Annotated in this window: 16 protein-coding genes; 10 read left to right on the top strand and 6 right to left on the bottom strand. The window is 55.1% G+C overall.

Translation table 11 applies throughout. The features are described 5' to 3' along the window. Window positions 1–275 precede the first annotated feature (275 nt). Entirely contained in the window at window positions 276–1,424 is a 1,149-nt protein-coding gene (mltA, locus tag Q7C21_RS20925; protein WP_003854646.1) for a murein transglycosylase A, read from the top strand. A 48-nt stretch (window positions 1,425–1,472) separates the two neighbouring features. Next, complete coding sequence (gene tcdA, locus Q7C21_RS20920; RefSeq protein WP_003854645.1) at window positions 1,473–2,285, top strand: tRNA cyclic N6-threonylcarbamoyladenosine(37) synthase TcdA; 813 nt, start codon at window positions 1,473–1,475, stop codon at window positions 2,283–2,285. Here the strand turns inward: tcdA and csdE are convergent. Both csdE and csdA read right to left on the bottom strand, forming a co-directional pair. Then, a complete protein-coding gene (csdE, locus tag Q7C21_RS20915) occupies window positions 2,264–2,719 on the bottom strand; it encodes a cysteine desulfurase sulfur acceptor subunit CsdE (protein ID WP_008925647.1) in 456 nt (151 codons plus the stop codon). The genes tcdA and csdE overlap by 22 nt on opposite strands. 2 nt (window positions 2,720–2,721) lie before the next feature. Next, window positions 2,722–3,930 (bottom strand): cysteine desulfurase CsdA, encoded by a 1,209-nt coding sequence (gene csdA / locus Q7C21_RS20910; RefSeq protein WP_375151075.1) that lies wholly within the window; start codon window positions 3,928–3,930, stop codon window positions 2,722–2,724. A 209-nt stretch (window positions 3,931–4,139) separates the two neighbouring features. On the opposite strand from csdA, the gene Q7C21_RS20905 reads away from it, so the two are divergent. The 4 genes from Q7C21_RS20905 (at window position 4,140) to rlmM (ending at window position 7,152) form a co-directional block, all read left to right on the top strand. After that, entirely contained in the window at window positions 4,140–4,361 is a 222-nt protein-coding gene (locus Q7C21_RS20905) for a YgdI/YgdR family lipoprotein (RefSeq protein WP_003854643.1), read from the top strand. Window positions 4,362–4,695: 334 nt separating this feature from the next. Beyond that, complete coding sequence (locus tag Q7C21_RS20900; RefSeq protein ID WP_003854641.1) at window positions 4,696–5,613, top strand: transcriptional regulator GcvA; 918 nt, start codon at window positions 4,696–4,698, stop codon at window positions 5,611–5,613. Between the two features lie 50 nt (window positions 5,614–5,663). Further along, window positions 5,664–6,059 (top strand): DUF423 domain-containing protein, encoded by a 396-nt coding sequence (locus Q7C21_RS20895; protein ID WP_003854633.1) that lies wholly within the window; start codon window positions 5,664–5,666, stop codon window positions 6,057–6,059. Further along, window positions 6,052–7,152, top strand: a complete 1,101-nt coding sequence (gene rlmM / locus Q7C21_RS20890; RefSeq protein WP_003854631.1) for a 23S rRNA (cytidine(2498)-2'-O)-methyltransferase RlmM — start codon at window positions 6,052–6,054, stop codon at window positions 7,150–7,152. Before Q7C21_RS20895 ends, rlmM begins: the two co-directional genes overlap by 8 nt. A gap of 24 nt (window positions 7,153–7,176) precedes the next feature. Here rlmM and xni read toward each other — a convergent pair whose 3' ends face one another. The 3 genes from xni to queF all read right to left on the bottom strand — a co-directional run bounded on the left by xni (window position 7,177) and on the right by queF (window position 10,346). Then, window positions 7,177–7,932, bottom strand: coding sequence for a flap endonuclease Xni (gene xni / locus Q7C21_RS20885; protein WP_375151074.1), 756 nt, complete (start codon window positions 7,930–7,932; stop codon window positions 7,177–7,179). A 34-nt stretch (window positions 7,933–7,966) separates the two neighbouring features. After that, window positions 7,967–9,331 (bottom strand): nucleotide 5'-monophosphate nucleosidase PpnN, encoded by a 1,365-nt coding sequence (ppnN, locus tag Q7C21_RS20880; protein WP_003854629.1) that lies wholly within the window; start codon window positions 9,329–9,331, stop codon window positions 7,967–7,969. A 169-nt stretch (window positions 9,332–9,500) separates the two neighbouring features. Continuing rightward, window positions 9,501–10,346 carry an NADPH-dependent 7-cyano-7-deazaguanine reductase QueF gene (gene queF, locus Q7C21_RS20875; RefSeq protein ID WP_078804919.1) on the bottom strand — a complete coding sequence of 282 codons (846 nt, stop codon included), beginning with the start codon at window positions 10,344–10,346 and terminating at the stop codon, window positions 9,501–9,503. A 62-nt stretch (window positions 10,347–10,408) separates the two neighbouring features. Here queF and syd point away from each other — a divergent pair, with 62 nt between their 5' ends. From syd to Q7C21_RS20855, 4 genes are all read left to right on the top strand, one after another. Continuing rightward, window positions 10,409–10,957, top strand: a complete 549-nt coding sequence (gene syd, locus Q7C21_RS20870) for a SecY-interacting protein (protein ID WP_187512995.1) — start codon at window positions 10,409–10,411, stop codon at window positions 10,955–10,957. 587 nt (window positions 10,958–11,544) lie between these two features. After that, a complete protein-coding gene (locus tag Q7C21_RS20865) occupies window positions 11,545–11,874 on the top strand; it encodes a YqcC family protein (RefSeq protein WP_187512994.1) in 330 nt (109 codons plus the stop codon). Beyond that, window positions 11,874–12,653, top strand: a complete 780-nt coding sequence (truC, locus tag Q7C21_RS20860) for a tRNA pseudouridine(65) synthase TruC (protein ID WP_375151073.1) — start codon at window positions 11,874–11,876, stop codon at window positions 12,651–12,653. Before Q7C21_RS20865 ends, truC begins: the two co-directional genes overlap by 1 nt. A gap of 12 nt (window positions 12,654–12,665) precedes the next feature. Next, entirely contained in the window at window positions 12,666–13,112 is a 447-nt protein-coding gene (locus tag Q7C21_RS20855) for a flavodoxin (protein WP_008927118.1), read from the top strand. Window positions 13,113–13,190: 78 nt separating this feature from the next. Here Q7C21_RS20855 and garD read toward each other — a convergent pair whose 3' ends face one another. Continuing rightward, window positions 13,191–14,750, bottom strand: coding sequence for a galactarate dehydratase (garD, locus tag Q7C21_RS20850; protein ID WP_039660765.1), 1,560 nt, complete (start codon window positions 14,748–14,750; stop codon window positions 13,191–13,193). Window positions 14,751–15,051 lie beyond the last annotated feature (301 nt).

Genomic DNA, 15,051 nt, shown 5'->3' with positions numbered 1-15,051 from the left:
GCGGGGGCCGGATTTGAACCGACGACCTTCGGGTTATGAGCCCGACGAGCTACCAGGCTGCTCCACCCCGCGTCCGTGGAAGCGCACTATACTCTCCGCGCTAATTCATGCAACCCCTTTTTGAAGATAAAAGCCAAATTAACAGCCAGTTGCTGAAGGATTCAACCATCTGATTAATTATTGAACTGATATGCACCAGGTCAAAGCGGATGCATTTCATTCTGTCGGGGGCTTTGCTATCGTCGCGGGGCGAACAGTTATAAAAAGAGAAGATAATGAAATCACATTGGGTGAAGTATGCACTCACTGGCGCGTTAATTACGCTGCTGGCGGCCTGTAGCTCTAAACCGACCGATCGCGGTCAGCAATATAAAGATGGCAAACTGGAACAGCCGCTGGCGCTGGTAAATCAGCCCAATGCCAAAGGTGCGCCAGTTAATGGTAAAGACTTTGGCGATCAGGTGCGCCAGATTCAGTCCGCCTCATCTGCCCTTTATAGTCGTCAGAACGGCACCTATAGTGCAATTGAAAGCTGGCTGATGGCGGGAGCCGATACCCGACAGCTTCGTCAGTATGGCCTGAACGCCTGGCAGATGGAGGGCACGGACAACTACGGTAACGTGCAGTTCACGGGTTACTACACGCCGGTCGTGGAAGCGCGCTACACCCGTCAGGGTGAGTTCCAGTATCCGATCTACCGCATGCCGCCGCGCAAACGCGGAGAAAAATTACCGAGCCGCGCTTCTATCTATAGTGGCGGACTCGATGACCGCTATGTCATTGCCTACAGCAACTCGCTGATTGATAACTTCATGATGGATGTGCAGGGCAGTGGTTATGTCGACTTTGGCGATGGCCGCCCGATGACCTTCTTCGGTTACGCCGGTAAAAATGGCTGGGGCTACCACAGTATTGGTAAAGAGCTGATCGATCGCGGCGAAGTGAAACGCGAAGATATGTCGATGCAGGCCATTCGCCAGTGGGCGCAGGAGCACTCACCGCAGGAAGTTCGCGCACTGCTGGAAACCAACCCATCGTTTGTCTTCTTTAAAGCTGAACCGTTTACGCCGGTGCGTGGAGCCAGCGCCGTTCCGCTGGTAGCAAAAGCCTCGGTTGCCTCTGACCGCTCAATTATTCCGGCGGGCACCGTACTGCTGGCTGAAGTGCCGCAGTTAAATGAGAAGGGCAAATTCAACGGCAAATATGAGATGCGCCTGATGGTCGCACTCGACGTGGGTGGCGCGATTAAAGGCCAGCACTTTGATATCTATCAGGGTATCGGCCCGGACGCTGCGCATCTCGCCGGCTTCTATAATCACTATGGCCGCGTCTGGGTACTCAAAGCTGCACCGGGTGCCGGACAGCCGCTGTTCTCCGGCACGCAAAACGGTAATAATGGTTCACTGCTTCTCGGCGCTAACTAATTTCTTCTCTGCGGGCCTTCGGGCCCGCACGACGTAACAGGTTCAACTATGAAAGTGTTAAACGACGCCTGGCATCAGCGCTTTGGCGGCACGGCGCGTCTCTATGGTCAGAATGCGCTGCAACGTTTTGCTGACGCACACTTCTGCGTCATCGGTATTGGCGGCGTCGGTTCCTGGGCGGCGGAAGCACTGGTGCGCACCGGGATTGGTAAAATTACCCTGATTGATATGGATGATGTCTGTATCACCAACACCAACCGGCAGCTTCATGCGCTTCAGGGCAACGTGGGCAAAGCCAAAACGGACGTGATGGCAGAGCGGCTGCGTGCGATCAATCCTGACTGCGAAGTGATCTGCATAGATGACTTTATTACGCCGGAGAACACTGCTGAACTGATGGCTGCCGGTTTTGACTACGTGATCGACGCTATCGACAGCGTGCGGCCTAAAGCGGCGCTGATCGCCTGGTGTCGCCGGAATAAGATCCCGTTAATCACCACCGGTGGTGCGGGTGGGCAGATTGATCCGACGCAAATTCAGGTCGCCGATCTGGCGAAAACCATTCAGGATCCCCTGGCGGCGAAGCTGCGCGAACGATTGAAAAGCCTGGGCGTGGTGAAAAACAGCAAAGGTAAACTCGGCATCGACTGTGTTTTTTCAACTGAAGCGCTGGTTTATCCGCAGGCAGATGGCAGCGTCTGTGCTTCACGCAGCACGGCGGAAGGTCCGAAGCGGATGGATTGCACATCCGGCTTTGGCGCGGCAACCATGGTTACCGCTACGTTCGGCTTTGTTGCCGTTTCACATGCGCTGAAGAAGTTTCTGGCGCGCGCTGTTCGTCAGGATGCCGTCAGCGCCTGACGCGCGGCGTGCTCCACGGCGGTAGCCAGCGCCTGCAGGCCGCTGCTGCGGGAAGCGCTGAGCTGGGCGCGCAGGCCCAGTTCGTCAAACAGCGTTAAGGGATCGCTGGCCAGTAACTGTTGTGGCGTCTGGCCCTCAACCGCAGTCAGCAGCACGGCCAGCAGGCCGCGCACAATCCGTCCTTCACTGTCACCATAGAAATGCAGCGTGCCATCCTCGCATAACTGGCTGCCCAGCCAGACCCGATTTTCACACCCGCTGAGTTCAATTTCTGCGGTTTTCAGTTCCTCCGGCAACCCAGGTAACTGTCGGCTCAGCTGAATCAGCTGACGATAACGATCCTCCCATTGATGAAAGCGGCCAAAGCTCTCTTTCAGGCTGGCAACAGTAATCTGTTCGCCAAACGGGTGTGGCGCTAACAGCGATGAACACATAATCAAAACTCCGATAACAGCGAGATGGCACCTTTCATGGCGCGCACCAGCGCATCAACATCCTGCAAACTATTATAGGGTGCAAAAGAAGCCCGCAGCGTGCCGCTGACGCCCAGCGCTGCCAGCAACGGCTGCGCACAATGCTGGCCAGCGCGCAGGGCGATTCCCTGCTCAGCCAGCAGCGTCACCAGATCGCTGTGATGCAGGCCAGCAAATTCAAAGGCCAGCAGGCTGGCGTTGCCACTGCGGAAGCTGCGGAAGCCAGGCAATTCTGCCAGCTGCTCCTCCGCCAGTGTCGCCAGATGCTGACTCCAGCGCTCCGCTTCGGCCAGATCGTACTGCGCCAGCCAGCTCAGTGCTGCACTCAGGCCCACTACGCCCGCCACATTCGGAGTACCTGCTTCAAAACTCCAGGGCACTGGCTGTGGTGTGAAGCCACTGAAATCGACATCCGTTATCATTTTTCCGCCACCCTGCCAGGGTGACATCGCTTCCAGCAGGTCCGCTTTGCCATATAACGCGCCAATGCCCATCGGGCCGTAAATCTTATGGCCGGAAAAAGCGTAAAAGTCGATATCCAGCGCCTGTACGTCAGGCGGGCAATGCACCACCCCCTGCGCGCCATCGACCATCACTTTCGCACCCACGGCGTGTGCCAGCGGAATCGCTCTGGCGAGATCGGGACACCCTCCGGTGACGTTCGACATCTGGCCTATAGCCAGCAGGCGGGTACGGTTATTAAGCAGGTTGGGTAGCAGGCTGATATCGGGCAGGCGATCTGGCCCTAACGGCCATTTTATGACGTGGGCACCGCATGCCTGTGCAGCCATCAGCCAGGGGACCAGGTTGGCGTGGTGCTCAGCCTCACTCACCACAATCTCATCACCGGGTTGCAGGCGCGGGCGCAGCCAGCTGTTCGCCACCAGGTTTATCGCTTCGGTGGTGCCGCGCGTCCAGATAATCTCACGATCGTCTGCGGCATTCAGCCAGCGGCCAACCTGATGACGCGCCTGTTCATAGCGATGGGTTAAGGCCTGCGCAGCGGCAAACTGGCTGCGATGAACCGTCCCTGCGCTGAGGCTGTAAAACTGCTGTGTACTGTCAATGACGGCCTGCGGCTTCAGCGTGGTCGCGGCGCTATCGAGATAAACGCCGGCGTCGGCGAGCGCGGGAAACTGCTGGCGAAAGTCGCTAGGGTTAAATGGGATCATGCCGGGTCCATGATAAGAAAAATTAGGACCACACTGAAAGAATGGTCTGCGTCTGGCAAAGCTGGAAAAGCGCGTTATGCTGAATATTGCAAGGTTTGAACCAAACCCGCATAACGAGTGGACGTTTAATAGTCGATCTCACTTATCGGCTGCCTCTGGTTAGCGTAGCGCGGGTGGTTTGATGCAATCAATCTACAAGGAGATAGCAGATGAAAAAACTTACCGCAGTTCTGGCCGTGTGTACTCTTGCTTTTACACTGAGTGCCTGTTCAAGTAATTACGTGATGCATACCAACGATGGCCGCACTATCGTGGCTGCCGGCAAGCCTAAAGTTGATAATGATACCGGCATGATCAGCTATAAAGATGCGAATGGCAACGAGCAGCAGATTAACCGCTCAGACGTCAAAGAAATGGTCGAGTCAAAGTAAGCAGCAAAAAAAAGCACCGCAATTTGCGGTGCTATTTAAAAATCACTATGGACAGACAGGGTAAATCTACAGGAATTAAGCGCTCGATCCGCAATCGTCGGATCAAAAATTTGCAAACACAACATCACGACCACAAGCCAAAAGCTTTCAGAAAATCTGCGAACTCACTCACAAATCTAAAAACTTTTCGTTCCGGCTCAGGAAGTGTGGCAACTATAGGTATTTGCTGGAGGTTCCTCAACGGACAAATTATAATGCCTCGGATTAAAAATTCTAATACGTAAACGCTTTGTATTAGCCTGCGTATTTTTCGCCGATCCGGATACGGAAAACCATGTCGAAACGCCTTCCTCCTCTTAACGCACTGCGTGTTTTTGATGCAGCTGCACGCCATTTAAGCTTTACCAAAGCGGCTGAAGAGCTGTTTGTCACCCAGGCTGCTGTAAGCCATCAGATAAAATCTCTGGAAGATTTTCTGGGGTTAAAGCTGTTTCGCCGGAGGAATCGTTCGCTATTACTGACCGAGGAAGGACAAAGCTACTATCTCGACATCAAAGAGATTTTCTCGGCGATAAACGAAGCGACGCGCAAATTGCAGGCGCGCAGTGCCAAGGGGGCGCTGACGGTCAGTTTACTGCCAAGCTTTGCCATTCAGTGGCTGGTTCCCCGCCTCTCCAGCTTTAATATGGCTTATCCGGGAATTGACGTGCGCATCCAGGCGGTTGACCGTGACGAAGAGAAACTGGCAGACGATGTCGATGTGGCGATTTTTTACGGGCGGGGCAACTGGCCCGGACTGCGGGTGGAAAAACTCTATGCCGAATATCTGTTGCCGGTCTGCTCGCCGTCACTGATGACCGGGGATAATCCGCTGAAAACGCCGATGGATCTGTCGCGTTTTACCCTGCTGCATGATGCCTCCCGCCGCGACTGGCAATCCTATATCCGGCAGCTGGGCCTGCAGCATATTAATGTGCAGCAGGGGCCAATTTTCAGCCACAGCGCGATGGTTCTGCAGGCGGCGATTCATGGTCAGGGCGTGGCGCTGGCCAACAATGTTATGGCGCAGAGTGAAATAGAAGCCGGACGATTAATCTGCCCATTTAATGATGTATTAGTCAGTAAAAACGCTTTTTATCTGGTTTGTCATGACAGTCAGGCAGAACTGGGTAAAATAGCCGCCTTCCGACAGTGGATTCTGGAAAAAGCTGCAACCGAACAAGAAAAATTCCGCTTTCGCTATCAACAATAACGTATTGATTTATTTGCATTCAGATGCAAAAGCACCCTGAGGGTCAGTTCATGTCCAGTCGTGCCATGTTTGTTTTTGCGGCTATCAGCGGATTTCTGCTGGTGGCTTTTGGCGCATTTGGTGCCCACGTGTTGAGTCAGTCGCTTGGTGCGGCTGAAATGGCCTGGATTCATACCGGGCTGGAGTATCAGGCTTATCACACCTTAGCGGTGATGGGGCTGGGCGCTGCGATGTTACGTCGCGCCAATATCTGGTTTTACTGGAGCAGTGCGTTAATGGCGCTCGGCACCGTGCTGTTCAGTGGCAGCCTCTATTGTCTGGCGCTGTCACATCTTAAGTTTTGGGTTTTTATCACACCTGTGGGTGGAGTCTGTTTCCTCGCCGGTTGGGTATTGATGTTGATTGGCGCTTTGCGTCTTAAACGAAAGGCAGAACGCCATGAATAAAGTTTTACTCTATTGTCGCCCCGGTTTTGAAAAAGAGTGCGCGGCAGAAATCAGCGCTAAAGCGGCGGAACGCGAAATCTACGGCTTTCCCCGCGTTAAAGATGACTCCGGCTACGTGTTGTTTGAGTGCTATCAGTTCGAAGATGCTGATCGCCTGGCGCGTGAGCTGCCATTTGACGAGCTGATCTTTGCCCGTCAGATGCTGGTCGTCGGCGAAATGCTGCGTGACCTGCCACAGGAAGATCGTATCACCCCGATTGTCGGCATGCTGACCGGCGTGGTGGAGAAGGGGGGCGAACTGCGTGTTGAAGTGCCTGACACCAACGAAGCCAAAGAGCTGACCAAATTCTGCCGCAAGTTCACCGTGCCGCTGCGTTCAGCACTGCGTGAAAGCAAAATCCTGCTGAACTATGAAAGCCCGAAACGCCCGGTTGTGCATGTGTTTTTCATCGCACCTGGCACCTGTTACGTCGGTTACTCCATTCGGGAAAACAGCTCGCCGTTTTATATGGGTATTCCACGCCTTAAGTTTCCTTCTGATGCGCCAAGCCGTTCCACGCTTAAGCTGGAAGAGGCATTCCACGTATTCATCCCTGCGGATGAGTGGGATGAGCGTTTAGCCAGCGGCATGTACGCGGTGGACCTGGGAGCCTGTCCGGGCGGCTGGACCTATCAACTGGTCCAGCGCAGCATGATGGTTTATGCGGTAGACAACGGACCGATGGCACCGAGCCTGATGGATACCGGCCAGGTGATGCATGAGAAAGCGGATGGATTTAAATTCCGTCCGCCTCGCACCAACATCAGCTGGCTGGTGTGTGACATGGTAGAGAAGCCGGTTCGCGTGGCTAACCTGATGACCGACTGGCTGGTCAACGGCTGGTGCCGCGAAGCGATCTTCAACCTTAAGTTGCCGATGAAAAAGCGCTATGAAGAGGTCACGCAGAATCTGGCCATGATGCAGGAGCGGTTTGATGAGAATGGCATCAACGTGCAGATTCGCGCCCGTCAGCTCTATCATGACCGCGAAGAGGTAACGGTTCATGTGCGTCGCATGTGGGCTGCGACCGGTGGCCGTCGCGACGAGCGTTAATCGACTGGCTGAGTGCCGTTGCACTCAGCCGGTATAACGCAGCGTGTTCAGATTTCCCTGCAACACCAGATCCTGCTTCAGTGTGGCCACCTGACGACTAATCTCTGCCATATGCTGCCCTACAGCGAGTTTTTCCCGCCATTTGGCGGGCACCTGGTCCAGTTGCTGGTAGACCCCCTCAAGCGTCTGAAACGTTGTCAGCAGCTGCTTTGCGCTTTTAGGGCCGATGCCGGTGATGCCCGGAATTTTACTGCTGCTGATGCCGCATAATCCCCAGTAGTCAGGTAACCGCTGGGGCGCCACGCCAAACTCTGCCTCGATAAAAGGCAGGTCGAGCCACCGCTTCTGGAAGTAGTCGCGGATGCGGATTTCGGGTGCCAGCAGCTGGCAGTAGCCTTTGTCAGTGGAAACAATGGTGGCCTGATGTCCGGCCTGGGCCATTTTAACCGCCAGCGTCGCCGCTAAATCATCCGCTTCATCCTCGCCCGCAATCCAGCAGCTTACGCCTGCTGCGCGAAAAGCCTCCTGTAACGCCGGCATCTCTGCCTGCAAATCGTCTGGCATCGGCGGACGACCGCTTTTGTAGTCGGGAAGCAGCTGATGCCGCCAGCCCTGATGACGCGCTTCGCCATCAAATACCGCCACGGCATGGGTCGGGCGGGCGTGACCCAGTACCTGGCGCAGCGCAGCCACACAGCCGTCGACACAGGGGGAGCCTTGTACCGCATGCAGACGGCGAATCAGATTCAATGCGTCAACAATAACAAGATGAAAAGCCATGAGAGTATGGGCAGCCCGGGGGCTGCCTCCTAGTTTATTTGATAATTTCGTAGCAGGGGATGTAAGCGGTGCCTGGCAGCTTCATGCGCTGCTGGGCAACAAATCCCTGCAGCAGTTCATCCATGCGGTGCATGATGTCGGGGTCGCCATGCAGTTTAAAGCGTCCCTTCTCACGGATTTCGCGGATGCCCATCTCTTTAACATTACCCGCGACGATGCCTGAGAAGGCGCGGCGCAGGTCGGCGGCCAGCTTCTCAGGAGGCTGATTCGTGTAGAGATTGAGGTTCGCCATATTTTCATGGGTAGGCAGGAACGGCACCTGCAGATCGGGTTCAATGCGAATCGACCAGTTGAAGCTGTAAGCATCGCCGGTTTCGCGACGATTCTCTTTAACCTGCGGCATCGCTTTCTTCATCAGACGCGCCACTTCTGCCGCATCATCGATAATAATCTGATAATGCTTACGCGCCTGTTCACCCAGCGTGTTGACGATGAAATCATCCAGCACACGGAAATAATCGGCGCTCTCTTCTGGTCCGGTCAGGATCAGCGGCAGTACCTGGTCGTTGTTCTGCGGATTCATCAGAATGCCCAGCAGATAGAGCAGCTCTTCTGCCGTGCCGACCCCGCCCGGGAAAATAATGATGCCATGGGCGATACGCACAAACGCTTCCAGACGTTTTTCGATGTCTGGCATGATGATCAGCTCATTCACCAGCGGATTTGGCGGTTCAGCCGCAATGATCGAGGGTTCTGTCAGGCCGATAAAACGGCTGTCACGATAGCGCTGCTGGGCATGGCCAACGGCGGCCCCTTTCATTGGCGCTTCCATCACGCCCGGCCCGCAGCCGGTACAGATATTCAGCTCGCGCAGTCCCAACTGCGTACCAACATTGCGGCAATACTGGTACTCAACGGCGTTGATTGAGTGTCCACCCCAGCACACTACGGTGTTGGGATACTCGCCAATGTGCAGTGCCCGTGCATTACGCAAAATGGAAAACACGGTGTTGGTGATCGTGGCGGAATCGTTCTCTTCGGCTGCCGTGAAACGGCCCGGCATGTTGAGCTGGCCGCTGACAAACAGGATGTCACGCAGCACCGCAAACAGATTTGCCTGCAGGGAACGGATGATGCGGCCATCAACGAACGCCTCTTCCGGTGGATTGATCAGTTCCAGTTTGACGCCGCGCTCACGGCGCAGCACGTTGATATCAAAATTCTCAAAGCGGGAGAGCAGTTCGTGGCTGCTGTCAGTCTGGCTGCCGGAGTTGAGTACTGCCAGAGAGCAATTGCGAAACAGCTGGTAGAGGTCGCTGCTGGCTGTGCGCTTGAGCATATCGACTTCCAGTTGCGAGAGCAGATCCATTGAGCCAAGTGGACTGATATGGGTAATCAAATGAACTCCTTTACACCCGCCTGGGTGCCTGTTGGCACTGCAACCGCAGTGACGAAAATCCCTGGTCGGCAATCCGCAGATTGCCGCCTTCATCAGAGTAGCCTTGTCGGCCTGCACAGCTCAAGCGGAACTGCGCATACAGCTCGCAGCCTGCGAGAAGTCTCGCAAACTACTGACGAACCAGCCGTGAAAAACCGGGTGAGAAGGGCACATTGGTGCGCCACGGGTTAATATCCAGTCCGCCACGGCGGGTGTAGCGTGCATAAACGGTCAGCGCTTCAGGATGACAGAAACGCATCACATCATTAAAGATGCGCTCGACGCACTGCTCGTGAAATTCGTTATGCTGGCGGAATGAGACCAGATAGCGCAGCAGCGCTTCACGGTCGATACGCGGGCCTGTGTAGCGGATCATCACCGAGCCCCAGTCAGGCTGATTGGTGATCAGGCAGTTTGACTTGAGCAGATGGCTGACCAGCGTCTCCTCAACGATTTCGCTGCCTGCGGCATCCGCCAGATAGTCGGCATTAAAGCGATAATCGTCGATAGCAATATCCTGCTCATCAATACAGCAACCGTCAAAATGACCGACAGGCTGACCTTCAATTTCACTAAGACGGAACAGCGCAACCTGCACTTTACCTTCTGCACAGGCGCTCAGATCCCGCTCCAGCGTCTGACGGACCTCGCCCCAGTCCGCAAAGCGGGTCTGGTTAAAACTGTTAAGGTAAAGCTTAAAGCTTTTCGACTCGATCAGATTGCGGCTCTGTGCATCCAGCACCACTTCGCCGACGGCAACCTGGGGGAGCCCTTTACTGTTGAGCCACGAGAGTTCATACAGGGTCCAGATATCGCTGCCGGTAAAAGGCAGGCTGTCGGGAAACAGGCCCAGCGGTTCACGGTTCAGACTGCGTGGCACCGACTGCAGTAAGCTGTTGTCATACTGATCGTGATAGGCTGTGGGTTTGCCCAGCGTCAGGTTACTGAGTGCCTGATCCTGTTCGTGAGTAGTCATTGCGGTTACCACCAAAATTAATCAAAGTGGCTAAGTGTAACCCATCAGAAGTGAGAATATGAATGATGCAGCAAACTGCCGCCGCGTTGCGCGACTTTACTACCCGATACTGCCAGCACTGGCTTCAGCAGGCGGGACATGCGCCGGCCAGCAGCGATCTTTATGGCGTTCCCTCGCCCTGCGCACTTGAGGATCGCGATCAGCGTGTGCTCTGGCAGCCGCAGCCTTTTAGTCTGCCACCGACGCTGGATGCCGTTGAACGGGCGATCGATATCCAGCTTCAGCCGTCGGTCACAGATTTCTATACCGCGCAGTTTGCCGGGGATATGCAGGCCACTTTTGGCGAGAATCAGCTGACACTGTTGCAGGTGTGGAGTGAAGAGGATTTCCTGCGGTTACAGGAGAACCTGATTGGCCATCTGGTGATGCAGCGCCGCCTCAGGCAGTCGCCTACGCTGTTTATTGCCACAACCGATTCAGAAGAGGAGATCATCTCGCTTTCTAATCTCAGCGGTGAAGTGATTCTGGAGCAGCCTGGCCGCAAACAGCGTGCGATATTAGCCGAAAGTCTTGAGATATTTCTTAAGTCATTACAACCGGTTATCAACTGATTTGCAGTGATCGGCTGCTGACCTTGTGAGATATCTCTTACATCTTCTGTGAGAGATCGCCATATAACAGATGAGATATTCGGAAAACTGAAATGTAAAAATATTGTGAATCATAAACTTAATGGCGTTTATCTGAATATCTGCAGCACATTTCGTAAAGTTCCCTTCTGAGTACCTTGTTTGCGTAACGGTTTCTGTCAAAATGTTTCTCACTGCAGGATGCTCAGGAAACAGATATCGTCAGGATGATGGTAAGCCATGAGGCAGGAACGTAACGGAGCTTACGGCACAGTGAAGGTTTCAGGACGAAACAGGATCGCTCAGGATTGAGTAAGGGACACCTCCAGGATGGAGAATGAGAACCCCTCAGAAGAGGCGGTGGGCCAGGAGGCTAAGGATACATCAGGACGATGCGCGACAGGAGTTCGCACTGGACAAGTTGTCATGGAAGAGCAGGGAGCATAAACGTAGCAGGATAGCTGCAAACGAACCGGGAGCACTGTTTATACAGTGCTCCCTTTTTTTGTGCCTGTGCAAACAAGTGATATGCTTGCCGCCCATTTTTGACTGCTCGCTGGAGGTGGCGCATGACGCCTGAACAATTGATTACGCAACGGCTGGAGCAACTGGAAGCGCTGATGCGTGAGCACCATCTCTGGCAAAGTACTCCTCCGGCCGAGGGTGCGCTTAAGAGCCAGGAACCTTTTTGCGTGGATACACTGGAACCGCTGCAGTGGCTCCAGTGGGTCTTAGTCCCGCGGATGCATGCCCTGATTGCCGCGGGACATCCGCTGCCGCAAAACTTTGCCGTTGCCCCCTATTATGAAGTGGCGCTGGTACCTGACCAGCCCGGCATTGCGCCGCTGCTGCTGACCCTGCGTCAGCTGGATGCCTTGATGAAGGATGCTGCCCACTGATGCTGGATATACTCTATCAGGATGAGTGGCTGGTTGCCGTTAACAAGCCCAGCGGCTGGCTGGTTCATCGCAGCTGGCTGGATCGCCATGAAACGGTGTTTGTGATGCAGACTGTTCGTGATCAGATCGGACAGCATGTCTTTACCGCGCATCGACTGGATAAACCCACGTCAGGCGTGCTGCTGATGGGGCTTTCGAGTGAAGTCGGACGTCTGCTTTCCCTGCAGTTTGAACAGCACCAGATGCAGAAAACCTACCACGCCGTGGTGCGTGGCTGGCTGGAGAGCAGTGGAACGCTCGATTATCCGCTGGTGGAAGAGCTGGATAAAATTGCCGATAAACACGCCACTGAAGCGCGCACCGCACAGCCCGCCGTCACCGATTATCAGTCACTGGCCACCGTTGAGATGCCGGTCGGCATTGGTCGTTATCCCACGTCGCGCTACAGCCTTGTAGAGATGGCCCCTAAAACCGGTCGCAAGCATCAGCTGCGTCGCCATATGTCACACCTGCGTCATCCGATTATTGGTGATTCTGCGCACGGTGACCTGCGTCAGAACCGGGGTGCCGCCGAACATTTCGGCGCTAACCGACTGATGCTGCACGCCAGCAGCCTGGCATTGACCCATCCGGTGACCGGTGAACCATTGCTGATTCGCGCCGGACTGGATGGCGTCTGGCAGAATCTGATGAATCAGTTTGGCTGGCAGGATCAGATTCCTGAGGTGCCGCGGGTTGAGTTTGACGCAGCGCCAGGACAGGATAGCGTTTCAGAATAAGGGAGAAAGCAGATGGCAAAGATTGGCATTTTTGTAGGTACGGTATACGGCAATGCATTGCTGGTGGCGGAAGAAGCGGAGCCGTTACTGCAACAGCAGGGGCACAGCGTCACCGTGTTTGATGATCCGACGCTGGCAGACTGGCAGAACGGTGCCGGCGATGTGGCGTTAATCGTCACCTCAACCACCGGCCAGGGCGATTTGCCCGATTCGATTTCCGGTCTGTTCCATGCGATCAAGGATAAGCTGGGTCATCAGCCCGCGCTGCGCTACGGCGTGATTGCGCTGGGTGACAGCAGTTATGACCATTTCTGTGGCGCGGGCAAAGCGTTTGATGCGCTGCTGCAGGAGCAGGGCGCTCAGCGGGTTGGCGAAGTCTTACTGGTTGATGCCACTGAAAACCCTGAGCCAGAAGCGGTCACCTCTCCATGGGTTGAAGTCTGGGGCGCGCAGCTCTGATTGCAACGGCAGGCTTATCTATGCCCTGGCTGAGATAAGCCTGTGTTGCGCGCACGGCGATGTCAGTTGAGTGCAATATCAGGTGACAGGTGCCGGGTTAAACACAGCCAGCTGATTACGGATACCCCAGCGATCGGACCAGGTCTGCTTCCTGCCGCTGGCAATGTCCAGAATCAACTCAAACAGTCGCCAGCCCACCTGCTCAATACTCTCTTCACCCGTCGCAATCGTTCCGGCATTGATGTCCATCAGATCGTGCCAGCGCTCTGCCAGCGCATTGCGCGTCGCCATCTTGATCACCGGAATCGCGGCCAGACCGTAAGGCGTTCCGCGCCCGGTCGTGAACACCTGTAACGTGATACCGGATGCCAGTTGCTGCGTGCCGCAGACAAAATCGCTGGCGGGCGTCGCCGCATAAATTAATCCACGCCGCGTAGGCCGTTGACCCGGCGAGAGCACTTCGACAATGGCGCTGCGTCCCGATTTGGCGATCGATCCCAGTGCTTTTTCCACTACGTTGGCCAAGCCGCCTTTTTTGTTGCCGGGAGACGGGTTAGCGCTGCGATCAGTCTGGCCCTGGTCGAGGTAATTGTCATACCAGGCCATCTCCTCCAGTAAGCGCTTACCAACTTCCTGATTGATCACCCGTGGCGTCAGCAGGTGAATGGCATCACGCACTTCAGTGACTTCAGAGAACATCACGGTCGCCCCGCAGCGCACCAGCAGATCAGAGGCGAAGCCCACCGCCGGATTCGCCGTTACGCCTGAGAACGCATCGCTGCCTCCACACTGCATACCCACAATCAATTCTGCAGCGGAGCAGGTTTCGCGCTGGCGCGCATTGAGCCGCTGAAGATGACGTTCTGCGACCTGCAGAATCTCATTCACCATCGCACCGAAACCCACCAGCTTTTCATCCTGCAAACGCACGATGTCATGGTCGTCCAGTGAAATGGCCTGCACGTCAGGCGTGCCGGTCAGCAGGCGCTCAGGCTGCAACTTTTCGCAACCCAGACTGACGATCATCACTTCGCCGCCGAAATTGGCATTCAGTGCCAGATTATGAATGGTGCGAATCGGCACCACCGCAGCAGGCGCGTTGATCGCCACACCACAGCCATAAAGATGGTTCAGGGCGACGACGCCATCCACATTCGGAAAGCGTGGCAGCAGATCCCGTTCAATGATCTGCACGACATGATCCACCACACCCGCCACGCAGTGGACACTGGTGGTGATGCCGAGGAGATTACGCGTACCCACGCTGCCATCCGCATTCCGGTAACCTTCAAAGGTGTAACCTTCTAACGGCGGCAAATCAGGCGGAACCTGCGTGGCTAACGGCAGGCTCTCCAGCGGAGGGGCTTCTGGCAGCGCAACAAGAGATTCATCAATCCAGCTGCCCTGGGCAATATCCCGCAGCGCATAGCCGATAACTTCACCATATCGCACAATCTCTGCACCCTGGTTAATGGCGCTTAGCGCCACTTTATGGCCCTGCGGCACATGTTCAGTAAGCGTCAGGCCATCCGCAAACTGCGTGCCGGCTGGCAGACCCATGCTGTTGACCACAATCGCGACATTGTCATGCTCATGGACTTTGATATAGAGCGGTTGTTCATCTGTATTGGGTTTCATCGCTCACCTTCCTGTCTGTCGTGCCGTACTTGTGCGGCACGTTGTAATGTTCTGATCTGTCACACGCGTGTTTGCCAGCTTCAGTATAGGGAGGCGTCGCACGTGGCGCATTGTGCAAATGACCACCATTGAGGTATTTCACCGCGTTGTTTTGGGTCGCTTATCCAAAAGCAAGTGAAGAGCCTCACAAACAGCGGGGTAAAGCGTCGTCAGCGGCTAATTTCGCCATGGTATTTGCCACTTTCGTGAGCCACACCGCAGCCTTTTGTGCATCCGCAAGATAATCACTTCATTAATAAGT

It is taken from the genome of Pantoea sp. ANP04 (genome assembly GCF_041982285.1).
In the GTDB taxonomy this organism is placed as follows: Bacteria; Pseudomonadota; Gammaproteobacteria; order Enterobacterales; family Enterobacteriaceae; genus Pantoea; species Pantoea eucalypti.
Note: the sequence above shows the minus strand (reverse complement) of the source record. Positions and strands in the feature narration are given on the sequence as shown.

Excerpts from the sequence above, each read along its gene's own strand:
- mltA (WP_003854646.1), top strand. The coding sequence starts at position 276 with ATGAAATCACATTGGGTGAAGTATGCACTCACTGGCGCGTTAATTACG.
- tcdA (WP_003854645.1), top strand. The coding sequence starts at position 1,473 with ATGAAAGTGTTAAACGACGCCTGGCATCAGCGCTTTGGCGGCACGGCG.
- csdE (WP_008925647.1), bottom strand. The coding sequence starts at position 2,719 with ATGTGTTCATCGCTGTTAGCGCCACACCCGTTTGGCGAACAGATTACT.
- csdA (WP_375151075.1), bottom strand. The coding sequence starts at position 3,930 with ATGATCCCATTTAACCCTAGCGACTTTCGCCAGCAGTTTCCCGCGCTC.
- Q7C21_RS20905 (WP_003854643.1), top strand. The coding sequence starts at position 4,140 with ATGAAAAAACTTACCGCAGTTCTGGCCGTGTGTACTCTTGCTTTTACA.
- Q7C21_RS20900 (WP_003854641.1), top strand. The coding sequence starts at position 4,696 with ATGTCGAAACGCCTTCCTCCTCTTAACGCACTGCGTGTTTTTGATGCA.
- Q7C21_RS20895 (WP_003854633.1), top strand. The coding sequence starts at position 5,664 with ATGTCCAGTCGTGCCATGTTTGTTTTTGCGGCTATCAGCGGATTTCTG.
- rlmM (WP_003854631.1), top strand. The coding sequence starts at position 6,052 with ATGAATAAAGTTTTACTCTATTGTCGCCCCGGTTTTGAAAAAGAGTGC.
- xni (WP_375151074.1), bottom strand. The coding sequence starts at position 7,932 with ATGGCTTTTCATCTTGTTATTGTTGACGCATTGAATCTGATTCGCCGT.
- queF (WP_078804919.1), bottom strand. The coding sequence starts at position 10,346 with ATGACTACTCACGAACAGGATCAGGCACTCAGTAACCTGACGCTGGGC.
- syd (WP_187512995.1), top strand. The coding sequence starts at position 10,409 with ATGATGCAGCAAACTGCCGCCGCGTTGCGCGACTTTACTACCCGATAC.
- Q7C21_RS20865 (WP_187512994.1), top strand. The coding sequence starts at position 11,545 with ATGACGCCTGAACAATTGATTACGCAACGGCTGGAGCAACTGGAAGCG.
- truC (WP_375151073.1), top strand. The coding sequence starts at position 11,874 with ATGCTGGATATACTCTATCAGGATGAGTGGCTGGTTGCCGTTAACAAG.
- Q7C21_RS20855 (WP_008927118.1), top strand. The coding sequence starts at position 12,666 with ATGGCAAAGATTGGCATTTTTGTAGGTACGGTATACGGCAATGCATTG.
- garD (WP_039660765.1), bottom strand. The coding sequence starts at position 14,750 with ATGAAACCCAATACAGATGAACAACCGCTCTATATCAAAGTCCATGAG.